The organism is Streptomyces aurantiogriseus, from assembly GCF_014649375.1.
Lineage (GTDB): Bacteria > Actinomycetota > Actinomycetes > Streptomycetales > Streptomycetaceae > Streptomyces > Streptomyces aurantiogriseus.
This window is the reverse complement of record NZ_BMSX01000021.1, coordinates 162,974-184,757: the sequence shown is the minus strand read 5'-3', so window position 1 is coordinate 184,757 and position 21,784 is coordinate 162,974. Positions and strand designations below refer to the sequence as shown.

At 72.5% G+C, this 21,784-nt stretch carries 18 protein-coding genes and 1 pseudogene; 10 read left to right on the top strand and 9 right to left on the bottom strand.

All coding sequences use genetic code 11. The features are described 5' to 3' along the window. The first annotated feature begins 110 nt into the window (after positions 1 to 110). Complete coding sequence (locus IE263_RS36055; RefSeq protein WP_189942266.1) at positions 111 to 293, top strand: ribbon-helix-helix protein, CopG family; 183 nt, start codon at positions 111 to 113, stop codon at positions 291 to 293. A 38-nt stretch (positions 294 to 331) separates the two neighbouring features. On the opposite strand, the gene IE263_RS36050 is transcribed toward IE263_RS36055, so the two are convergent. Further along, positions 332 to 1,783: an NCS2 family permease gene (locus tag IE263_RS36050; RefSeq protein ID WP_189942265.1), complete on the bottom strand. Its 1,452-nt coding sequence runs from the start codon at positions 1,781 to 1,783 to the stop codon at positions 332 to 334. Between the two features lie 171 nt (positions 1,784 to 1,954). Here IE263_RS36050 and IE263_RS36045 point away from each other — a divergent pair, with 171 nt between their 5' ends. Then, on the top strand, positions 1,955 to 2,305 hold the full coding sequence (locus IE263_RS36045; RefSeq protein ID WP_189942264.1) for a DUF2530 domain-containing protein: 351 nt from the start codon (positions 1,955 to 1,957) through the stop codon (positions 2,303 to 2,305). Between the two features lie 88 nt (positions 2,306 to 2,393). Further along, positions 2,394 to 4,766, top strand: a complete 2,373-nt coding sequence (locus IE263_RS36040; RefSeq protein WP_189942263.1) for an HAD-IC family P-type ATPase — start codon at positions 2,394 to 2,396, stop codon at positions 4,764 to 4,766. Between the two features lie 24 nt (positions 4,767 to 4,790). Here the strand turns inward: IE263_RS36040 and IE263_RS36035 are convergent, their stop codons facing one another. The 5 genes from IE263_RS36035 to IE263_RS36015 form a co-directional block, all read right to left on the bottom strand. After that, positions 4,791 to 5,594, bottom strand: coding sequence for a hypothetical protein (locus IE263_RS36035; RefSeq protein ID WP_189942262.1), 804 nt, complete (start codon positions 5,592 to 5,594; stop codon positions 4,791 to 4,793). A gap of 187 nt (positions 5,595 to 5,781) precedes the next feature. Continuing rightward, positions 5,782 to 6,711 carry a hypothetical protein gene (locus tag IE263_RS36030; RefSeq protein ID WP_189942261.1) on the bottom strand — a complete coding sequence of 310 codons (930 nt, stop codon included), beginning with the start codon at positions 6,709 to 6,711 and terminating at the stop codon, positions 5,782 to 5,784. 144 nt (positions 6,712 to 6,855) lie between these two features. Next, positions 6,856 to 7,020 carry a hypothetical protein gene (locus tag IE263_RS36025; protein WP_189942260.1) on the bottom strand — a complete coding sequence of 55 codons (165 nt, stop codon included), beginning with the start codon at positions 7,018 to 7,020 and terminating at the stop codon, positions 6,856 to 6,858. Positions 7,021 to 7,280: 260 nt separating this feature from the next. Beyond that, a complete protein-coding gene (locus tag IE263_RS36020) occupies positions 7,281 to 10,403 on the bottom strand; it encodes a sacsin N-terminal ATP-binding-like domain-containing protein (RefSeq protein WP_189942259.1) in 3,123 nt (1,040 codons plus the stop codon). Between the two features lie 666 nt (positions 10,404 to 11,069). Beyond that, the gene (locus tag IE263_RS36015) at positions 11,070 to 11,996 is read right to left on the bottom strand and encodes a DUF3027 domain-containing protein (RefSeq protein WP_189942258.1); all 927 of its coding nucleotides are present in this window, start codon (positions 11,994 to 11,996) and stop codon (positions 11,070 to 11,072) included. 321 nt (positions 11,997 to 12,317) lie between these two features. Between IE263_RS36015 and IE263_RS36010 the strand changes: the two genes are divergently transcribed. The 5 genes and pseudogenes from IE263_RS36010 to IE263_RS50365 form a co-directional block, all read left to right on the top strand. After that, on the top strand, positions 12,318 to 13,751 hold the full coding sequence (locus IE263_RS36010; protein ID WP_189942257.1) for an MFS transporter: 1,434 nt from the start codon (positions 12,318 to 12,320) through the stop codon (positions 13,749 to 13,751). Between the two features lie 106 nt (positions 13,752 to 13,857). After that, the gene (locus IE263_RS36005; RefSeq protein WP_229911350.1) at positions 13,858 to 14,370 is read left to right on the top strand and encodes a DUF2771 domain-containing protein; all 513 of its coding nucleotides are present in this window, start codon (positions 13,858 to 13,860) and stop codon (positions 14,368 to 14,370) included. A gap of 26 nt (positions 14,371 to 14,396) precedes the next feature. Next, the gene (locus tag IE263_RS36000) at positions 14,397 to 15,092 is read left to right on the top strand and encodes a futalosine hydrolase (RefSeq protein ID WP_189942256.1); all 696 of its coding nucleotides are present in this window, start codon (positions 14,397 to 14,399) and stop codon (positions 15,090 to 15,092) included. Then, on the top strand, positions 15,082 to 15,960 hold the full coding sequence (locus IE263_RS35995; protein ID WP_189942255.1) for a 1,4-dihydroxy-6-naphtoate synthase: 879 nt from the start codon (positions 15,082 to 15,084) through the stop codon (positions 15,958 to 15,960). Before IE263_RS36000 ends, IE263_RS35995 begins: the two co-directional genes overlap by 11 nt. 66 nt (positions 15,961 to 16,026) lie before the next feature. Then, positions 16,027 to 16,122 (top strand): annotated as a pseudogene (locus tag IE263_RS50365) (1,4-dihydroxy-6-naphthoate synthase); the annotation flags it as partial. 22 nt (positions 16,123 to 16,144) lie between these two features. Here IE263_RS50365 and IE263_RS49810 read toward each other — a convergent pair. After that, positions 16,145 to 16,528, bottom strand: a complete 384-nt coding sequence (locus IE263_RS49810) for a cold-shock protein (RefSeq protein WP_189942254.1) — start codon at positions 16,526 to 16,528, stop codon at positions 16,145 to 16,147. Positions 16,529 to 16,693: 165 nt separating this feature from the next. On the opposite strand from IE263_RS49810, the gene IE263_RS35985 reads away from it, so the two are divergent. Continuing rightward, entirely contained in the window at positions 16,694 to 16,945 is a 252-nt protein-coding gene (locus IE263_RS35985; protein WP_189942253.1) for a hypothetical protein, read from the top strand. Positions 16,946 to 16,972: 27 nt separating this feature from the next. Here the strand turns inward: IE263_RS35985 and IE263_RS35980 are convergent, their stop codons facing one another. Next, complete coding sequence (locus tag IE263_RS35980; protein WP_189942252.1) at positions 16,973 to 17,602, bottom strand: HAD family hydrolase; 630 nt, start codon at positions 17,600 to 17,602, stop codon at positions 16,973 to 16,975. A gap of 252 nt (positions 17,603 to 17,854) precedes the next feature. Continuing rightward, positions 17,855 to 18,835 (bottom strand): hypothetical protein, encoded by a 981-nt coding sequence (locus tag IE263_RS35975; protein ID WP_189942251.1) that lies wholly within the window; start codon positions 18,833 to 18,835, stop codon positions 17,855 to 17,857. Positions 18,836 to 19,233: 398 nt separating this feature from the next. Here IE263_RS35975 and IE263_RS35970 point away from each other — a divergent pair, with 398 nt between their 5' ends. Continuing rightward, on the top strand, positions 19,234 to 21,759 hold the full coding sequence (locus IE263_RS35970; RefSeq protein WP_189942250.1) for a helicase-associated domain-containing protein: 2,526 nt from the start codon (positions 19,234 to 19,236) through the stop codon (positions 21,757 to 21,759). Positions 21,760 to 21,784 lie beyond the last annotated feature (25 nt).

The following is a 21,784-nucleotide window of genomic DNA, read 5'->3' as shown; positions in this document are numbered from 1 at the left end:
GCGCCCTGATGCCCGTGATGCCCGCCACTGACGCCCCATGTCACTCATACGGGTGATAAGAGCGCGGAACGTCATCCAACACCCCGAACTGTGCCGCGACCCTCGTACGTATGGGGACCACCGTGCTCAGCCTGCGCATAGACCACGAGCTGCTCGAACGACTCCGGCAGCATGCCGCGAAAAGGGGAATGAGCGTCCAGGACTACGTCGTCCGGACGCTCGTTCGCGATGACTTCGACGAGCGGTTCCAGACCGCCGTCGAGGAGACGGAGAAGTTCTACGGGCTCACCTGAGCCGCGGCACGCGGTTCGGGTGAGCCCGAGAGGGGGGATCAGGTCAGGCCGAGGGCCGGCATGAGGTAGTAGAAGCCGAACACGGCGGCCACGACGTACATCGGCACCGGCACCTCCCGGCCCCGCCCGGCCGCCAGGCGCAGCACCGCGAAGGTGATGAAGCCCATGCCGATGCCGTTGGTGATCGAGTAGGTGAACGGCATCATCACCATCGTGATGAAGGCCGGGATGGCGATGGTGTAGTCGGCCCAGTCGATCTCCTTGACCGAGTTCGCCAGGATCAGGAAGCCGACCGCGAGCAGGGCGGGGGTGGCCGCCTGGGACGGGACCATCGTGGCGACGGGGGTCAGGAAGAGAGCGACGGTGAAGAGGCCACCGGTGACGAGGTTCGCGAAGCCGGTGCGGGCGCCCTCGCCGACACCGGCCGTGGACTCCACGAAGGCGGTGGTGGCGGAGGAGGAGCTGGCGCCACCGGCGGCGACGGCGATGCCGTCGACGAAGAGGACCTTGTTGATGCCGGGCATCTGGCCCTGGGCGTCGGTCAGCTTGGCCTCGTCACTGACGCCCATGATCGTGCCCATCGCGTCGAAGAAGCACGACAGCAGGACCGTGAAGACGAAGAGGACGCCGGTCAGCACGCCGACCTTGCCGAAGCCGCCGAAAAGGCTCACCTCGCCGAGGAGGCCGAAGTCGGGGGTGGCGACGGGGTTGCCGGGCCACTCGGGCGTGGTGAGCCCCCAGGTCGGCACCTTCGCGACAGCGTTGATGATCACTGCCAGGACGGTCATGGCGACGATCGAGATCAGGATCGCGCCGGGGACCTTGCGGACGATCAGCGCGAGGGTGAGCAGCGCGCCGAGGATGAAGACCAGAACCGGCCAGCCGTTGAGGTGACCGTCGCCGCCGAGCTGGAGCGGGACGGTGGTGTGGGCAAGGTCCGGGATGCGGGTGACGAACCCGGAGTCCACGAGCCCGATCAGCATGATGAACAGGCCGATGCCGATGCTGATCGCCTTGCGCAGCCCGAAGGGAACGGCGTTCATGACCCGCTCGCGCAGACCGGTGGCGACCAGGAGCATGACCACGAGTCCGGCGAGGACGACCATGCCCATCGCGTCGGCCCAGGACATGCGGGGCGCGAGCTGGAGCGCGACGACGGAGTTCACGCCGAGGCCGGCGGCGAGCGCGATCGGCACGTTGCCGACGACGCCCATCAGCAGCGTCGTGAACGCGGCGGTGACACAGGTGGCGGTGACCAGCTGGCCGTTGTCGAGCTGATGCCCGTACATGTCCTTCGCGCTGCCGAGGATGATCGGGTTCAGCACGATGATGTAGGCCATCGCGAAGAAGGTGGCGAAACCGCCGCGGACCTCACGGGCGAGGGTGCTTCCCCGTTCGGAGATCCTGAAGTAGCGGTCGAGAGCGCCGTACGCGGGAGAGCCGCCCGGCTCTTCGGGCGCGGGGACCTTGGCGGGGGCCGAGGTGGACATGCAGAACCTCATTCACCAGCGGACTTCCCCCAGCCGCTTTGGCGCTTCCTACGAACATTAGTGGTCAGACACAAACGGTTTCAGTATGAACATATGAGTTCCGGAACGCCATCTCCGCGCGTAGACCCCGGGGCCGCGTGGCCTCTCGCACCCGCCTCGTAAGCTGTGGCCATGGCCCCCTTCTTCACGGGATCCCCCAAACACGAGGCGCCGGAGCCCCTGGAAGGCCCCGTGGTCGCCACCGTCACCGGCGGCACGATCCTCTGGTTCGCCCTCTTCGTCGTCCAGCTCCCCTTCTACGGCTGGTTCGACGACCACGGCCACCTGTGGTGGCTGTGGACCTGCCTGGCGGGCGGCGGACTCGGCCTTCTCGGCATCTGGATCGTCCGCAGGAGAGACGAGGCGATCAAGCGGGCCGCGAGATCCGAGCCGGCTGAGTCCACCGAGCCGGCTGAGTCGGCCGCGCCGGCCGAGCCGTCGCAACCGAGCCGGACCGAGCCGGGTCGAGTGGACGGCGCGTAGTACCACCGCACTACGGCCCTCCTCCCCAGGTCGGATCTTCCGGACTTCCGGCGGGTGAACGCCCCAATCCGCACGTACCGTCGATTCCATGACCCATACCGACGCCGCCGCCCCCGCCCCGGCTCCCACGGCGACCGGGCTCACCGCCGGCGAGGTCGCGGAGCGTGTCGCGCGCGGGCAGGTCAACGACGTCCCCGTCCGCAGCAGCCGGACCGTCGGCGAGATCGTCCGGGCGAACGTCTTCACCCGGTTCAACGCGATCATCGGCGTGCTCTGGCTGATCATGCTGGCCGTCGCGCCGATCCAGGACAGCCTCTTCGGGTTCGTGATCCTCGCGAACACCGGCATCGGCATCATCCAGGAGTGGCGGGCGAAGAAGACCCTCGACTCCCTGGCGGTGATCGGCGAGGCCCGGCCGACGGTCCGCCGCGAGGGCGTCGCCGTCCAGGTCGGTACGTCCGAGCTCGTCCTGGACGACCTCGTGGAGATCGGCCCGGGCGACAAGATCGTCGTCGACGGGGTCTGCGTCGAGGCCGACGGGCTGGAGGTCGACGAGTCGCTGCTCACCGGCGAGGCGGACCCCGTCGTCAAGCACCCCGGCGACGAGGTCATGTCGGGCAGCTTCGTCGTCGCCGGCGGCGGCGCCTTCCGGGCCACCAAGGTCGGCCGCGAGGCCTACGCCGCCCAGCTCGCCGAGGAGGCCTCCCGCTTCACCCTCGTCCACTCCGAGCTGCGCTCCGGCATCTCCACGATCCTGAAGTACGTGACGTGGATGCTGGTCCCGGCCGCGATCGGCCTGGTCGTCACCCAGCTCTTCGTCAAGGAGAACGAGCTCAAGGACTCGATCGCCCGCACCGTCGGCGGCATCGTCCCCATGGTCCCGGAGGGCCTCGTCCTCCTCACCTCCGTCGCCTTCGCGATCGGCGTGATCCGCCTCGGCCGGCAGCAGTGCCTCGTCCAGGAACTCCCGGCCATCGAGGGCCTCGCCCGCGTCGACACCGTCTGCCTGGACAAGACCGGCACCCTCACCGAGGGCGGCATGGACGTCACCGAGGTCAGAAGCCTCAACGGCGGCGACCCCACGTACATACGCCAGGTCCTCGGCGCGCTCGGCGAGTCCGACCCGCGCCCCAACGCCTCCCTCCAGGCGATCATCGACGCCTACCCGGACACCGACAGCTGGCGCTGCACCGAGTCGCTCCCCTTCTCCTCCGCCCGCAAGTACAGCGGCGCCACCTTCAGCGAGGGCAACGGCGAGACCAGCACCTGGCTGCTCGGCGCCCCCGACGTCCTGCTGCCCGCCGAGGACCCCGCCCTCGCCGAGACCGAGCGGCTCAACGAGCAGGGCCTGCGCGTCCTGCTCCTCGCCCGCGCCGTCCGTGACCTCGACGACCCCGAGGTGGCCCGCGGCGCCGGCGCCACCGCCCTCGTCGTCCTGGAGCAGCGGCTGCGCCCCGACGCCTCCGACACCCTGCGCTACTTCGCCGAGCAGGACGTCCACGCCAAGGTCATCTCCGGCGACAACGCGGTGTCGGTGGGCGCCGTCGCCGCCAAGCTGGGCCTCGACGCCCGTACGGTCGACGCGCGCCGGCTGCCCGCCGAGCGGGACGGGATGGGCCGGGCCCTCGACGAGGCCACGGTGTTCGGCCGGGTCACCCCGCAGCAGAAGCGGGACATGGTCGGCGCCCTCCAGTCCCGCGGGCACACGGTCGCGATGACCGGCGACGGCGTCAACGACGTCCTCGCGCTGAAGGACGCGGACATCGGCGTGGCGATGGGGTCCGGCTCGGAGGCGACCCGGGCGGTCGCCCAGATCGTGCTGCTGAACAACAGCTTCGCCACCCTGCCCTCGGTGGTGGCGGAGGGCCGGCGGGTCATCGGCAACATCACCCGGGTCGCGACGCTGTTCCTGGTGAAGACGGTCTACTCGGTGCTGCTGGCGCTGCTGGTGGTGTGCTGGCAGGTGGAGTACCCCTTCCTCCCCCGCCACATCACCCTGCTCTCCACCCTCACCATCGGCGTCCCGGCCTTCTTCCTCGCTCTCGCCCCCAACAAGGAACGGGCCCGACCGCACTTCGTACGACGGGTGATGCGCTACTCGATCCCGGGCGGGGTGCTGGCCGGTCTCGCGACCTTCGTGACGTACCTGATCGCCCGCCACCACTACACGGGCGAGGGTGCGCTGGACGCCGAGACGAGCGCCGCGACGCTCACGCTGTTCCTGATCTCGATGTGGGTGCTGGCGATCGTCGCCCGCCCGTACACCTGGTGGCGGATCGCGCTGGTGGCCACGATGGGCGCGGGCTTCCTGCTGGTGCTGGCGGTGCCGTGGCTGCAGGACTTCTTCGCGCTGAAGCTGGTCGGCGTGACGATGCCGTGGATCGCGGTGGGCATCGGGGTGGCGGCGGCGGCCGTCCTGGAGTTCCTGTGGAAATGGGTCGACCGCCGCTTCCCTGCCTGACGGCACTTACCTGTCTACGACCGGCTACTGCACGTCGATGTAGTCGCCCGCCGCGCTGACCGGCGCGGTCGTGGCGGTGCCCACGAAGGTGTAGCGGTAGTAGCCGTCCACCGACGCCTTGACGGTGGTGCTCAGACCGCCGGTCGAGGTGGTCTTGACGCTCTTCACCGTGGAGTAGGTGGTGGAGCCCTTCTTGCGGAACTGCAGCTGCGCGTACACGCCGGAGTAACCGCCGTACGTGTTGGTGTCCCAGTTCGCGCGGGTCAGCTTGCCCGTGACGGTGATGGTCCTGCCCTTCTTCACCGGCTCCGGGGACGCGTTGACCGTCAGCTTCGACTGGCGCAGGACCTTCGTCGTGCCGAGGCCGCCCTGCCACTTGGCGTCCGCCTCGGACTGCGCGTCGTTGGCGATGGCGAGACCGCCCACCTTCCAGGCGCCGGCTTCGCTGTTCGCCACGTCGCCGTACTCCGCGCTGACGTAGATGGTCGCCGAGCAGTTCAGGACGGTCGTCGAGGCGGCGGTGCACTTCCCCGGTGCGTCGCTGATGATCATCGGGTTGGTCGAGCTGCCGAGCGTGGTACCGCGGTAGACGAGCGGACCGCTCTCGAAGGAGGAGGCGCTCAGATCGGCGGGCTTCGTCAGGGTGTACGTGACCGGCACGGCGACCTTGCCGGTGGCGCCGACGACGATGTTCTTGCCCTTGTTCACCTTCATGTTGGAGAAGGTGACGGCGGGCCCCGCCGTCGGGGCGGCCTGCGCGGCCGGCACGGCGAAGGCGGAGAGGGCGAGGGCGCCGGTGACGGCGACCACGGTGGCGCGAATGCGCATGTGTGTTCCCCAGATGGAGAGAAGTGATCTCGGAGTCTGTTGACTCACGGGATGAGATCGGTGACGGATGAGGAGAGTTGCACACCAACCCGGAGATTTGGCGGAGGCCATACGTCCGGATGGCCAAGGGAAAAGGCCCGCTCCCCGCCGGATGCGGGGCCGGGCCTTGACCTGTCGATCAGTGACGTCAGCGCACGTCGACGAAGTCACCCGCGGCGCTGACCGCCGAGGCGGTCGTGGTGCCCACGAAGGTGTAGCGGTAGTAGCCGTCCACCGACGCCTTGACGGTGGTGCTCAGACCGCCGGTCGAGGTGGTCTTGACGCTCTTCACCGTGGAGTAGGTGGTGGAGCCCTTCTTGCGGAACTGCAGCTGCGCGTACACGCCGGAGTAACCGGTGTACGTGTTGGTGTCCCAGTTGGCGCGGGTCAGCCTGCCCGTGACGGTGATGGTCTTGCCCTTCGCCACCGGCTCCGGGGACGCGTTGACCGTCAGCTTCGACTGGCGCACGAGCTTGGTGGTGGCCAGGGCGTCCTGCTCGGCGTAGCCGACCTTGGTCCAGTCGATGTCCTCGGCGAAGGGGTCGACGTCGTTCCAGTCGATGACGTAGCCGAACGCCTTGAAGGTGGTGGCGTCGGCGTTGCTCAGCTCCTCGGTCGGGTAGATGTCGACAGTGCCCTTGCAGTTGGACACGGTCGCCGAGGCGTTGGTGCAGGCCGGCCAGTCGTCGCCGAGGAGGACGTTGGCCGGGTCGGCGACGGTGCCGCGGTAGATGACGACGTCCAGCTCGATGTCGTCCGCGTTGAGGTCGACGTCCGCGGCGTGCGTGACCGTGAAGGTCACCGGGACGGAGACCTTGGTGGTGCCGACGACGATCGGCTTGCCGTTGTTGACCTTCACGCCGGAGAACTTGGCGTTCAGCGCGTAGGGGGTGCCGGTGTCGGCCGCACCCACGCCGGTGAACGCGGTCTTGCCGGAGGCGGCCTGGTGCGCGGCCTGGGCGGCCTTGAAGGAGTCGGCCTTGCTCGGCGTGCTGTCGGTGGCCTGCGCGGCCGGCACGGCAAGGGCGGAGAGGGCCAGGGCGCCGGTGACGGCGGCCACGGTGGCACGAATGCGCATGCATGTCCCAAGTGAAGAAGGGGCTCGCCGGGCGAATGCCTCCAGTGAGCCCGAGTGGACGCGAGCCTGTCGGCTCACATGATCAGATCGCTGATGGCCGGAAATGGTTGTACGGCGTCTACTACCTGACGTCGGCGTAGTCGCTCACCGCCGTGACCACGGCCGTCGTCGAGGTGCCGGGAAGGTGTGGCGGAAGCAGCCGTCCGCCGAGGCCGGAGTGATCTCGGTGGCCTGCGCGGCGGGAACGGCCGGGCCGGCCAGGGCCAGGGCGCCGAAGGAGACGGCTGCGGCAGCGGAGCGGGTACGCATCTCTGTGTGTTCCCCCAGTTGGCGAGGCCCACGGGGCGTGTACGTCCGTCCCTGCGGGGCCCGAGTGCTCGGCGGACCGGCTGTGACTGCCGGTACGCCGTGTGAGACTCGCATTCCCGCTCGACGGTTGCATGTTCGAGGAAGAAATTGTGGGGGACGCGTGAACGGCCGTCGGCCGACGTGAAGGACCGTCACGTCGGCCGACTGAAGAACCGTCACGTCGGTCGGCGTGAAGGGCTGTCAGGCGAACCCGAGGGCCGTCAGTCGAACCAGCGGTCCCGCGCCAACTCCCCCGTCCGCGACGGATCCTCCAGCAGGGCCGCGACCTCGAAGCGCCGCGGCCACTGGCCCGCCGCCCACGCCAGACCGGCGGCGACGCCCTCCAGGGTGGAGGCGTGCAGGACGCCGTCGTTCGTCAGGCGCCAGTCGATCTCCACGCCGTCCACGACGAGCTCCTCGTGCTCGACGTACGTGTCCGGGGTGCGCGGGCCGAGCAGGACCCGTACCGACTCCGGTACGTCGTGCTCGGTGCCCTCGGAGTCGACCTCGCCGGTGACGGACTCGCTGAGGCGCCGGACCTGGAACAGTTCGGCCAACTCGGCGGCCCGCGACGGCCGTACGGGAAGGAGTGGGACGCCCTCCGTGAAGGGGAGCAGGTCGGGGGAGTCGACGACGACGGCGTCGGCCGCGTCCACGACCTCCACCCGGCCGTCGACGACGGCCCGCAGCTCGTCCGGCAGGGTCACCTGCTCGGGGTCCAGCTCGGCCAACGCGCCGTACAAGCCGTGCAGTTGGGCTGCGGTGACGGGGCGGTCCGGGTCGGCGAGGCGGTCCAGGAGTTCTGCCGCGCCGCCCGGCTCGTCCAACAGCGCCGACACCGACGTGCGGACGCCCAGCGCCCGCAGGACCTGCTCGTCGTCGAAGCCAGTGGCGTCGGCCTCGTCGTACAGGCCGCGCAGGAGCGGGTCCCCGCCGGCGGCGAGGAGGCCCGCCGGGCGGCGGCCGTCGAGGACCGGGTGGCCGCGCAGCCACCAGGCCGTGTACGGGCGTACGACCTCGTGGGTGCCGTCGGGCAGGAGGATGCGGACCGGCTGGGTGAGCGCGTCGCGCAGCGGGGGCTGGGCGAGCAGGGCGAGGGCCTGGGGCCACTTGTCGTCGTCGACGAGGTCCAGGTCCCGGACGGCGACCAGCTCGGTGGCCACCGGAGGCACCGGGCTGTCCGGGAAGCGGTCGAGGATGTCCTCGCACCAGACGTCCACGGCGTCGAGCAGACCCGCGTCGTCGGGCTCGGCGAAGTCGCCTTCGCGGGGCTCCAGTTCGTCCGGGTCGAGGACCACGTCCGTGGCGCGGACGAGTGCGAAGTCGGCGAGTACGCCACAGGCGGCCAGCGGCTGCTCACCCCACTTGTCCGCCAACTCCGCGTCCACGGACGCGAGTTCGTCCTGGCGGATGACCTGGGCGAATGGGCTGCCGGGGAGGACGAGTTCACCGGCGGGGACGAGTTCCCCCTCCTCGTCGGGCAGGGCGAGGGCGCCGAGCCAGGGCTCGTCGCCGGGCTCGAGGCCCGCGTCACGGACGAGGGCGAGGACGGTGTCGGCGAGTTCCTCGGCGTCCGGGGCGTCCTCGTCCCAGGCCGCGCCGTCGTCGTCCAGGGAAGCGGCGACGGCGGCCCGCACCTGCGGGGTGGTCAGCACGGCGCGGGGTGTGGCGGGCAGGGCGCCCAGCTTCTCCAGGAGGGGGTGCGCGGCGTCCGGGTGGGCGACCTTGAGGCCGAGGCGAGCAAGGATGTCGGCGTCGAGGCGGGCCGCGTCCGGAGTGGGGAGCAGTACCTGCCGGGGCCCGATGGTGGTCCGCCCGTCGGCGAGGGGCACGGGCAGTCCGGACAGCCGGTCCGGATCGACGCCGGCGAGGCTGTCGTACAGCCGGTACCACCACTCCGGGTCCTTCTCCAGCCCCGCCAGCCGGTCGATCGCGTCGGCGAGCGGAATCCGGGCCACGGCGAGGGTACGCAGCTCGACACGCCGTTCGAGCCCGGCGGGCAGCAGGGTCTGCAGCACCTCGGCGAGCACCCGTACGGTGTCGGCGCCGGCGCCCTCGACGATCTCGGCGTCGCGGGGGCGGAGGGCCTCCGGGAGCTCGCTGTCGCCGTCGACGGGGTGGACGGCGGGCGGCAGGAACGCGGTACGCGGCAACCGCTCGAGGATCGCCTGCCGCAGCGCCCCGTCCAGCTCACCCTTGCCCAGCGGGCCCGGCACGAGGTCGATGATCCCGGCGGTCACCGGCCGCCAGCCGGCGAGCAGGTCGGCGTACGCGTCCGCCGCGCGCTGCACGAGGAAGTCGGTGAGCGGACCGGGCGCGGCGTGACGCCGGGTGGTGTCGAGGGGGAAGGAGGCGATGAGCAGGGCGGGGACGCCGAGAGGCTCGTCGCTGGGGGTGGGGGCGTGCACGACGGGGGTGGTGCGGGGGCGGACGGGCGCGCCGTCCCCGTCCACGGGTACGGCCCAGGTGACGGACCAGTGGGGCCGCAGCCGCTCCTCGACCGGGCGGTCGGCAAGCAGGTCGGGGGTGAGGGGCCCGTGCCCGGCGGCGATCCGCCAGCGGGTCGTCCCGTCACGCGAGTCCTCTACGACGGTGAGGGCGCCGTCGGTGTGCCGGCGCAGGGTGCGGGGGGCGGCGTCCCCGATCTCGACGACGACCTCCTCGAGGCCGGGGAGGGCGAGGAGGAGGGCGTCGTCGACGGCGGTGAGGAGCCGCTCGGCGAGGTCGGCGGCGGCAGCGTCCCGCAGGGGCAGGATGACGGCGGTGTCGTACGGGTCGGGGGCGGTGCCCTCGGCGGCGAAGGGGAGCCGGAGGAGCGGCACATGTCCGTCCCGGCGCCGGAGCTCGTCCCCGAGGCCGGGACTGTGACGGGCGGTCTCGGAGGCCAGCACGCGGGCCTCCGCCAGGGACCAGCGGACGCCGCCGTGCCGGCCGACGACGGCGGGCTCGTCGGTGACGGCGAGGACGGCCGCGAAGCCGACGCCGAAGCGGCCGACCGACACCTGCTGCGTGTCCCGCTTCGCGGAGGCGCGGAGCGTGGCGAGCGACTCGACACCGGCGGCGTCCAGGGGGGCGCCGGTGTTGGCGGCGACGAGGACCTGCCCCCGCAGGGTCAGTCGAAGCCGGCCGGGCACACCGGCCCGCGCCGCGGCATCGGCGGCGTTCTGCGCGAGCTCGACGACCAGCCGGTCCCGGTATCCCCCGAGGACGAGGTCCTCCTCGGCGTTGGCGTCCTCCCGGAAACGGGCGGGACTCGTGGCCCACGCGTCCAGTACCCCGCGGCGCAGGCGTGCCGTACCGAAGGGGTCCGCACCCTCAGCTGCCGGCCGCACGAACTTGCTCACGTCGGTTCACTCTCCTCATCGGCGTGAGCTCGAAGGTACCGCGCTCTGCGGGCCGCGAATCCCTTGCCCACCCACCCGCCCGACTCGGCCGGTTGCAAGCGCACCCACCCCGGGGCTCCGCCCCGGACCCCGACGGGGACTCCGCCCCCAGCACCCCAGGACTCGCCCAACCCGGCCGGTTGAACGGCGCCACCACACCCGGGGCTCCGCCCCCAACCCCGGCGGGGACTCCGCCCCCAGCACCCCAGGACTCGCCCAGCCCAGCCGGTCGAACGACCACCACACCCGAGGCTCCGCCCCCAACCCCGGCGAGGACTCCGCCCCCAGCACCCCAGGTCCCGCCCACTCGCCCACCCGACTCAGCCGACTCAGCCGGTCAACGAGGCACCCGGGGGCTCCGCCCCCAACCCCGGCGGGGAACTACCTCCCCGCACCCCAAGGTTCGGCGGCACCACTCGAAGGCACCGGCCGAAGTCCGGAGGACCTCGGCCGACCACTCTCGCCGCACTTGATTCGAGCAGGCCGCGCTGGACGTCGATCCACCCGGTGTGGTCCAGGAGCTGCCCGGAGGCCGGGCCGCCCCTGGCACTACCTGTCACGATTGCGTAACAGTAGGTGACAGGTGAGCGGGGGCGCGATGTCAGGCCGATCCCGAGGCGGCGCCGGTTACGAGTGCCCCAGTTCCGCCGCGTCCTCGTCCGTCACCACCGGCACCGAACCCGAATCCGCCGCCGGTCGCAGCGGGAAGGGGTCCACCCTCGTCTCGTCGATCACCGGCGGGGCCGGACGGGGCGGCTTGGGCATGACCGCGGCCTCGGAGTGGCCGCCGCAGCCGTACGCCAGGGAGACGACGCGACCGTCGGCCGGCGAGAACTCGTTCGCGCAGACGCCGAAGGCCTGGCCGAGGGAGCCGCCGATGGGGGTGAGGAAGCCGCAGGTGACGCAGGAGGCGGGGGCTGCCTGGGCCATGGGGGTCTTGGAGCCGTAGGCCTCCTCCCAGCGGTCGGCGGCGGTGTGGAGGCCGTAGCGGGAGAGGACCCGGGCCCGGCGCATGCCGAGTTCCTCCGCGACCGCGGCGATCGAGCCGCGCGCCGGGGTCGTCGGGAGCTTCGCCGGCGGGCCCGCCGTCACCTCCGCGTCCTCCGCCTCCGCCAGCTCCGCCATCTCCTCGGAGACGGCCGAGTTCGGCGCCGGGGCCTCCTCGCCGGTGTAGCCCGGCTCCAGGCGGAGGTCCTCGGCGTCGGTGGGGAGCAGGTCGCCCGGGCCCATGTCGCCGGGGCGGAGGCGTTCGCTCCACGGGACCCACTCGGGTGCCAGGACCGCGTCCGGGCCGGGCAGCAGGACCACCTCGTCCAGGGTCACGACCTTCGCCCGCGAAGCGCGCGCGACCGTCACCGCCCAGCGCCAGCCCCGGTAGCCGAGCTCGCGGCACTCGAAGAAGTGCGTCACCACGCGGTCGCCCTCGGACAGCACGCCGGCGTGCTCCCCGACCACGCCGGGCGCGGCGGCCTCCTCTGCCGCGGTGCGGGCGAGGTCGACGGCCTCGGCGCACAGGCGGTCGGGGGTGCGGCTTCGCGTGATCGCTGCGCTCACAGGTATCGCTTCTCTCCTACGCCGTCTCCAGGGGTGCGGTTGCCTCCGGCGGTGGAGCGGACGGAGCGGACCTGGGGACCGCGTCGACGTCCGCGCCGATCGCGCTCGGGCGCACCTGTGCCATCCATTGTGAGGGATGGCTGAGATACGCACGCTACCTGTTCGCGAGCTCCCAGCCCACACCGACGGTGTTTCTGCGGCGCCCGGCGCCATGATTCCCCGGCCCGCCCGTGGCCGTCCGCCGGACAGCGAGCCGGACAGCACACGGTCGTACGCGCGGTAACCGCACTACGCACAGCTTTCTCGGGGCACTATGACGGGGTGGCAACCGCGAGGACACCCCAGGGCGCCACCGGGACCGGTGGGGCGAAGGGGTACAAGGGGAGGAGCCGGGTGAGCGGTTCGGGCCGGAAGCGAGGGTCCGTCCGCGCGATCGGCCGTGCCCTGCACCTCCCGTTCACAGGCACCGCCCGAGGCATCCGCAAGGCCACCCACGCGCACGGCGCCGGCGAGTCCGGCCTGGGCAAGCTGATCGAGCTGCACGGGGTGAACGGCGCCGGCGATGTCATGATCACCATCGCCCTCGCCTCCACCGTCTTCTTCTCCGTGCCGACCGACGAGGCCCGCGGCCGGGTGGCGCTGTATCTCGCGATCACCATGGCGCCCTTCACCGTTCTCGCCCCCGTGATCGGTCCGCTGCTGGACCGCCTGCCGCACGGCCGCCGGGCCGCCATGGCGGGCGCGATGCTCGCCCGCGCCCTGCTCGCCCTCGTCCTCTCCGGCGCGGTCGTCACCGGCAGCATCGAGATGTACCCGGCGGCGCTCGGCGTCCTCGTCGCGTCGAAGGCGTACGGGGTGGTCAGAAGCGCCGTCGTCCCGCGCCTCCTGCCACCGGGTTTCTCCCTGGTGAAGGCCAACTCCCGCGTCACCCTGGGCGGTCTCCTCGCCACCGGCATCGCCGCACCCGCGGGGGTGGGCCTGCAGGCGCTCGGCCCGCGCTACCCGCTCTACGGCGCCTTCGTGATCTTCGTGGCGGGGACGGTCCTCTCCTTCACCCTCCCCCCGAAGGTCGATTCGGCGAAGGGCGAGGACACCGCGCTGCTCGCGGCGGACGAGCAGCACCTGCACGGTCCGCACCGCCGCCCGGTGAAGCGCCCCGGCCTCAGGACGGTCGGCATCGCCGTCACCCACGCCCTGGGCGCGAACGCCGCCCTGCGCTGGCTGTCCGGCTTCCTGACGTTCTTCCTCGCGTTCCTGCTGCGCGAGCACCCGCTGACCGGCCAGAGCGCGGCGGTGTCACTCGGCATGGTGGCCGTCGCGGCGGGCCTGGGCAACGCGGTCGGTACGGCGGTGGGGGCGTGGCTGCGCTCCAGGGCGCCGGAGCTGATCATCGTGACGCTGGTGGCGGTCGTCCTCGGCGCGGCGATCACCGCGGCCGTCTTCTTCGGGGCGTTCGTGGTGGCGTGCCTGGCGGCGGTCGCCGGCTTCTCGCAGGCACTGTCCAAGCTGTCCCTGGACGCGCTGATCCAACGGAACGTGCCGGAGCTGGTGCGGACGTCGGCGTTCGCGCGCTCGGAGACGCTGTTGCAGATGTCCTGGGTGTTCGGCGGCGCTGTGGGCATCGCGATGCCGCTGAACGGCACGGTGGGCCTGTCGGTGGCCGCAGCCGTCGTGGCGACCGGCTGGATCACCACGGTCCGCGGCCTGCTGTCCTCCGCCCGGCACGGCGGCGCCCCGCGCACGAACCTGGCGTGACCGGGTATCGGCGTGACCGGCCACGCCCCGGCCCGCGTGGCGTAACACACAGCCACGCCGCCCCCCACGTAGAGAGACCTCAGAACGTGCCCGATAGCCTTCGGCCATGACCACGCTGCCCCGCGGCGAAGCCGCTGATGTACACCGCGTAGTGCGACGCCGCCGCGCCGTCGCCGCCGCCGGCGCCGTTTCCGCCGGACTGCTCGTCCTGTCGGCCTGTGACAAGCCGACGCCCCTGTCCACGATCACCGTCGGCCAGTCCTCGGTCAGCGAAGAGGCCACCTGCGGCGGCGAGGGCACAGCCCTGAAGCCCGCCGAACTCACGGAGTGCCTCAAGGAGAAGGACATCAAGTCGATCAGCGTCGACCCGGACGAGACCGTCCGCTTCGGCGTCGACCCCGACGTGGCGAAGAAGCGCTGGACGATCCTGATGAACGGTCAGCCGCTCACCGAGGACAGCGACAAGACGTACCGCACCATCCCCGGCAGCGTGTTCTTCAACGCCCAGTACGGCGCCCAGGGCGACTCCACCCTCGTCTCCATCAAGGCGGGCGACGGCAAGAAGGACAGCCAGACCGTCACCGGCCTGTGGTCCTTCAAGCTCGAGAAGGACGACTGATCGCTGCCGCGGGGCTCCGCCTGCTTGTGGCCACCGCCGTTCCCGTGGAGAGGGACGCGGTGGCACAGGCGTTCGCCGGGCCGACCCGCGAGGTACGCCTCCCCGGCGCGACCCTGCACCGCACCCCGCAGACGTACGACCTCCTGGCCGCCGGCGTGGGCCCCGCCCTCGCCGCCGCCTCCACCGCCACCGCACTGACCTCCGCCGCGCTCGCCGGCACCCCCTACGACCTGGTCGTCTCGACGGGCATCGCCGGCGGCTTCGCCCCCGACGCCCCCCTGGGCTCCCTCGTCGTCGCCGACGAGATCACCGCCGCCGACCTGGGCGCGGAGACCGCCGACGGCTTCCTGCCGGTGACCGAGCTGGGCTTCGGCGCGATCACCCACCGCCCGCCCCCCGCCCTCGTACGGCAGACCGCGACCGCCACCGGAGCCCGCACCGGCACGGTCCTCACCGTCTCCACCGTCACCGGCACCGCGGCCCGCGCCGCCGCCCTGCGCGAGCGCCACCCGCGCGCCCTCGCCGAGGCCATGGAGGGCTTCGGGGTCGCCGAGGCGGCCGCCGCGCACGGCACGCCCGTGCTGGAGATCCGCGCGGTGTCGAACGCCGTCGGCCCCCGCGACCGGGCCGCCTGGCGCATCGGCGCCGCTCTGGCCGCGCTGACCACGGCCTTCGGGAAGCTCACACCCGTCCTGGAGAGTTGGACCCCACATGACCGGTGACCAGTTGCAGATCGCGTACTCCCCCTGCCCCAACGACACCTTCGTCTTCGACGCCCTCGCCCACGGCCGCGTCCCGGGCGCGCCCGCGCTCGACGTGACGTTCGCGGACATCGACGTCACCAACGGCATGGCGGAGCGCGGCGAGCACGACGTGCTGAAGGTGTCGTACGCGGTGCTGCCGTACGTCCTCGACGAGTACGCGCTGCTGCCGTGCGGGGGCGCGCTGGGCCGGGGCTGCGGGCCCCTGGTGCTCACCCGTGAGCCGGGCGACGGGGGTGGCTCCCACACGGCCGGCGGTGGGGGACTCACCGGACGTACGGTCGCCGTACCGAGCGAGAGGTCGACGGCGTATCTGCTCTTCCGCCTCTGGGCGGCGGACATGGTCCCCGGCGGGGTCGGGGAGATCGTGGTCATGCCGTTCCACGAGATCATGCCGGCGGTGCGGGACGGGAAGGTCGACGCGGGGCTGGTCATCCACGAGGCGCGCTTCACGTACCAGAACTACGGCCTGCACAAGCTCGCCGACATGGGCGAGCACTGGGAGTCCACGACCGGCCTGCCGATCCCGCTGGGCGCGATCATCGCGAAGCGGTCGCTGGGCCCGGAGAGGCTGCGCCTGCTCGCCGAGTCGATCCGCACATCCGTCCGCGCCGCCTGGGACGACCCCGAGGTCTCCCGCCCGTACGTCATGGAGCACGCCCAGGAGATGGACCCGGCGGTCGCCGACCAGCACATCGGCCTGTACGTCAACGAGTTCACGGCGGACCTGGGCGAGGACGGCTATGCGGCCGTGCGCGGACTGCTCACGCGCGCGGCGGCCGAGGGGCTCGTGCCGGCGCTGGGCCCCGAAGCCCTTTCCTTCCCCTGAACCTCAGGCCGCCGGACGGAGTCCGGCACAGCCGTCCGCGGCCCGCGAAGCGGCGCAAGGACGCCAGAAAAAGGTGCCGCGGCCGTGCGCGGACTGCTCACGCGCGCGGCGGCCGAGGGGCTCGTGCCGCCCCTCGGTCCGGACTCGCTCGACTGCCCGTAGGGGCTCGGACGTCCGAACGGACTCAGACGTCCAACTGGTCGGCGACCGCGCGCAGCAGGCCCGCGATCTTCTTGCCGGAGGCCTTGTCGGGGTAGCGGCCCTTCTCGAGCATCGGGGTGATGTTCTCGAGGAGGGTCGTCAGATCCTGCACGATGGAGGCCAGTTCGTCCGGCTTCTTGCGCTGGGCCGCCGCGACCGAGGGGGTCGGGTCGAGGATGACTACGGAGAGTGCCTGGTCGCCGCGCTGTCCGGCCACGACGCCGAACTCCACGCGCTGACCCGGCTTCAGTGTCTCGACTCCGGCGGGGAGGACCGAGGAATGGACGAAGACGTCACCGCCGTCGTCGCGGGAGAGAAAGCCGAAGCCCTTCTCGCTGTTGAACCACTTGACCTTGCCGGTAGGCACGTCTGTCCTCGTCCTCGTACTCGTCGGAAAACTGCTTCTGAAAACGGCTCTTGATAGCACTACAGCGGGTCGACCATGACCCGCCGGTACCAAGGCTAATGGTCTGCGGGCGGGTGACAAGACGTCGCCCGGTTGTTCCTTCGCGCTGGGAACTACCCTGGTCGGGTGCGTGACAAAACCCAAACGAATTCCGCCGCGCCCGGTGACCGACTGATCCGTGCCGGTGCCATCGTGTTCTTCATCGGTGCCGTGGCCACTCTCGTCACGGTCGCCCCGCTGTTCCTGGGGACGACACCTTTTCCGACGTACATGTTCGGATTGAGCATGCTCATGGGTGTCGGGTTCGTCATCGCGGGGGCCGGTGTGCTGCGGTCGGTGGCCGCGGGACGGCGGCAGGCGCGGACGGCCGGAAGGTGACGGTGGGCGCCGGCGCCGGGCAGGGCTTCAGGCTGCCGCGAGGTGGTCGGTGAGCCAGGCCGGGAACTCCGTCAGGTCCCGCAGGACGACGTCCGCGCCGGCGCCGGTCAGCTCCTCCGCGCTGCACGGGCCGGTCGCCACGGACACCGCGAGCGTGCCGGCCGTGCGAGCGCCTCGTATGTCACCGACGTGGTCGCCGACGTAGACGCTCGCGTCGTGCTCGCGCAGGGCCGCCGCCTTCTGTTCGGCCCACAGGTTGCCGATGACCGCGTCGGCGTCGATGCCGAGGTGCTTCAGGTGGAGCTTGGCGTTGGGCTCCCACTTGGCGGTCACGACGATCGCCCGCCCGCCGGCCGCCTGCACGGCCTCGACGGCCTCGCGGGCACCGGTCATCGCGAGCGTGCGGGTGATCGCGTGGGTGGGGTACAGCTCGCGGTAGACGTCGGCCATGGCGGAGACCTGCTCTGCGGGGAACCAGTTGGCGATCTCCTCCTCCAGGGGTGGTCCCAGGCGTGTGATCACCAGGTCGGCGTCGATGTACGCGCCCGTGCGTTCGGCCAGTGCCGTGTAGGCGGCGTGGATGCCGGGGCGGGAGTCGATGAGGGTCATGTCGAGGTCGAAGCCGATGGTGAGGGCCGGGGAGGGCTGGGGGCTCATGGGGGTCATTGTGCCCAGGGGGCGGGATCCGGTGGTTTCGCCCCCCGCCGCCCCTACGCTTCCCGTCCCCGGGTGCTCAGCCCCTTCGACCCCGCCCGAGGGACTCCGCCCCTTCAACCCCGCCCGGGTGCTCCGCCTCCTGGACCCCGGCGTGTGCCCACCTACCCCACGCTCGGCTGCGCTCGCGCAGGGGAGACCCCCCATCCCGACTCGGTCGGACGAGAAGTGACCCTCGCCGCAAGCCCTGCCCGTCTACCTCTCCCGCTGTGACCGCCACACCAGGAACAACGCCGACGCCACGGCCGCGCCCCGCACCACCCACGGCAGGGTCTCACCGACCGCGTCGTTCATCTGTCCCTCGGCGATGGGAGCGCCCCAGCGCCCCTCGGTCCGGCCCCACAGCCAGACGACACCGGCCGCGACCGACAACCCGGGCAGCACCATGACCGCCCACTGCGTCTCCCGCTCGGTCAGCCGGCGTGAGGCGTAGGCGATGAGCCAGCCCACGAGCAACACGGGCCACTTCCCGATCACCGCCCCGACGACGAGGCAGCCGGCGGCGATCAGGAGGAGGGGGTTGCTCCAGCGACCGGGGCGGAGGGAGGGGAGCCGGCGGCGACGACGGGCGGGAGCCTCGTCCGCGACCCCTTCGTCCGCCGCGCTCTCCGCCCGCTCCGCCTCCACCACCTCCTTCTCCTTGGACGGCGGAGGCTTGAGCATGTCCGGGATCTCCACGCCGCCCACGAATCCCGGCACCTCGTCGCCGAGCAAGAGGGGGTCGGGCTCGCGCCGCCACCAGTCGGGGGTCTCCGTGGTGTCGCCGAGTTCGTGTGCGCCGGCCCGGTGCGGCGGGGACGGTACGTCCGAGGGGGCGGTCGGGGGTACGTCGGAGCGCGGACGGGGGCGCGGCACGATCCGCCGGATCCCCTTCGGCCGCTCCTCCTCACCTCGACGGTCCCGCTGTGCGGGAACGGAGGGCTCCCGCGCCTCCGGCACACCGGGACCGTCACCGGCCGCGGCCGCGACGACCTCGTCCGGGCTGCCGAGGCGGGCGATGATACGGCGGACGGCGGCGGGACTGTCCAAGGGCGCCTTGGCCCGGCGCCGGTCGATCTCGTTGCGCAACTCCGAGACGAGCCGCATGCGCGTGGCCGACGACAACTGCCGCTGCTGGGCCACGTCTCCGACGCGGCTCAGATACTCGTAGACGACCTGGTCGCTCTCGATCCCCACGGGGAGACGCTATCGCGCAGGCCCCGACAATCCAGCCCGTCGGGTGCCTTCGGAACGGGAGTGGGCGAATCCGGCTCGTCCCGTGCGAGGTGAACGGGCGCAGGGGCTTCCGGCCCGTCCGGCGCCCTGCGGACGAGAGCCGGCGACAACCAGCCCGGCCAACCACACCCAGCCACACCACGCAGGCCCGCGGAACCAGCCCGTCCGGCGTTCGAGGACGAGGCCCCTCGTTCGAGGACGAGGCCCCTTCAGGGCCGAAGCTCGGTTCCGGGAGTGGCAGCCCCCGGGGACGGCACCGGGCAAGGCCGACCACTCCGCTCAGGCCCGCGAGAGGTGACCCCCGCTCACCCGCACCGCGTCCCCTCGACCGCCGGAGGCAACCCGCTACCGTGGGTCAGATGAGCACCGAGGACCTCCCGGCACCCCGTTCCCTCGCGGAAGCGCTCCGCGCCAGGGACGACGCCTCCCTGGCCGCTCTCCTGCGCCGTCGCCCGGACCTCATCACCCCGGTCCCCACCGACCTCACGCAGCTGGCCACCCGCGCCGGCACCCGTGCCTCCGTCGTACGAGCCCTGGAGCGGCTGGACCGGTTCGCGTTGCAGACGGCGGAGGCGCTGGCCGTGGCCGGGGACCCGGCGTCGTACGACGAGTTGCTGGGGCTGATGGCGGGGGACGCGGCCGACGAGGCCGTGGTCGCCGCGCTGCCCGCCGCCGTGGCCGCCCTCCGCGAGCAGGCCCTCGTCTGGGGTGCCGACGACCGGCTCCGCCTCGTCCGCACCGCCCGTGAGCTGCTGGCGCCGTCTCCGCAGCACCCGTCCCCGACGGGGCTCGGCCCCTCCGTGCAGGAGGCCACCGCGGGGATGTCACCGGGCCGGATCCAGGAGATCGTGTCGGCGGCCGGGCTGCCGTCGACCCACGACTCGGTCTCGGCGGTCGCCGCGCTCACCGCACTCTTCACCGACCGGAAGAAGATGAAGAGGCTGCTCGGCCAGGCCCCCGCCGACTCCCTCGACGTCCTCGACCGGCTCGTCTGGGGGCCGCCGTACGGCCAGGTCACCCCGGACCCGGCGCCCCGGCTGCGCTGGCTGCTCGACCGCGGGCTGCTGCTGCCGACCGCGCCCGGCACCGTCGTCCTTCCCCGCGAGGTCGCCCTCCACCTGCGGGCCGGCCGGGCGCACCGTACGCCCGAGCCCGTCCCGCCCGCCGTGGAGCCGGCCGTCGTACACCGTCCACAGGTTGTGGACGGGACGGCGGCCGGGCAGGCGTACACGGCGCTGGCGACGGTCGAGGAGCTGCTGAAAGAGTGGGACGAGGGCGGGCCGGCGGTACTGCGGGCCGGGGGGCTCAGCGTCCGTGATCTCAAGCGGACGGCCGTCGCGCTGGACGTGTCCGAGCCGGTCGCCGCGTTCTGGGTGGAGCTGGCGTACGCCGCGGGGCTGCTGGCCTCCGACGGGGAGGCCGACGAGCGGTACGCGGCGACCCCGGCGTACGACGAGTGGCGGGAGCGGCCCGCCGCCGAGCGGTGGGCGCGGCTCGCGGAGGCGTGGCTTGTGGCGACGCGGACGTCGGGACTGGTCGGCGGGCGGGACGCGAAGGAGCGGACGCTGTCGACGCTGGGGCCGGGGCTGGACCGTTCGGCCGCGCCGGAGGTGCGCCACCGGGTGCTGACGTTGCTGGCGGCGCTCCCGGAGGGCGGCGCGCCGGACGCCGAGGCGGTGCTCGCCCGCCTGCGCTGGGAACGGCCGCTCCGAGGCGCCCAGAGCGAGGACGACCTCCGCACCCGTCTCGCCCGCTGGACGCTCACGGAGGCCGAGCTGCTGGGCGTGACCGGCCGCGGCGCCCTCTCGGCGCACGGGCGGGCGCTGCTCGGAGTCGCGGTCGCACGCAGGACGGCCGAGGAGCCGAAGGGGCCGGGCGACAAACTTCCCGTCCACCACCGCCCGTCCGCTCCCCCTGAGCACCTCTCCCCGCCCGAACAGGCCGTGGCCACCGCGGCCGCCGCCCGCCTCCTCACCCCCCTCCTCCCCGAGCCCCTGGACCACGTCCTTCTCCAGGCGGACCTGACGGCCGTGGCCCCCGGCCCGCTGCACCGCCCGCTCGCCGACATGCTGGGCGTCCTCGCCGACGTCGAGTCGAAGGGCGGCGCCACCGTCTACCGCTTCACCCCGGCCTCAGTCCGCCGCGCCCTGGACGCCGGCCGCTCCGCCTCCGACCTGCACGCCTTCCTCGCCGCGCACTCCCGTACGCCGGTGCCGCAGCCACTGGCGTACCTGATCGACGACGTGGCCCGCAGGCACGGCCATCTGCGGGTGGGCGCGGCCTCCGCGTACGTCCGCTGCGACGACGAGACTCTCCTGAACGAGATCCTCGCCGACAAGCGCGCCGCCGCCCTGCGCCTGCGCCGCCTCGCCCCCACCGTGGTGGCCGCGCAGGCCGACCCGGCGACCCTGCTCGACGGCCTGCGCGCGATGGGCTTCGCGCCGGCCGCCGAGTCCGCCGAGGGCGACGTCCTGATCTCCCGCGCCCACGCCCACCGCACCCCGCCCCGTACGGCCCCCGAACCGGTCCCCGAGGGCCCGCCGGTCCCCGACGCCACCCTCCTCGCGGCCGCCATCCGCGCGATCCGCGCCGGCGACCTCGCCTCCACCACCCCCCGCAAGCCCACGGACGCCACCCAGCTCGCCCCGGGGGAACTCCCCCGCACCAGCTCCGCCGAGACCCTCGCCACGATGCAGGCCGCCGTCCTCACCGGCGAGGCCCTGTGGATCGGCTACGTCAACGCCGAGGGCACCGCCAGCCAGCGCGTCATCGCCCCGGTGCGGGTGGAGGGCGGCTTCGTGACGGCGTACGACCACACGGCGGACGAGGTGCGGACGTATCCGCTGCACCGGATCACGGGTGTGGCGGAGCTGGCGGACGACTGACAGTGCTCGTCTGAGGGGTGATGGC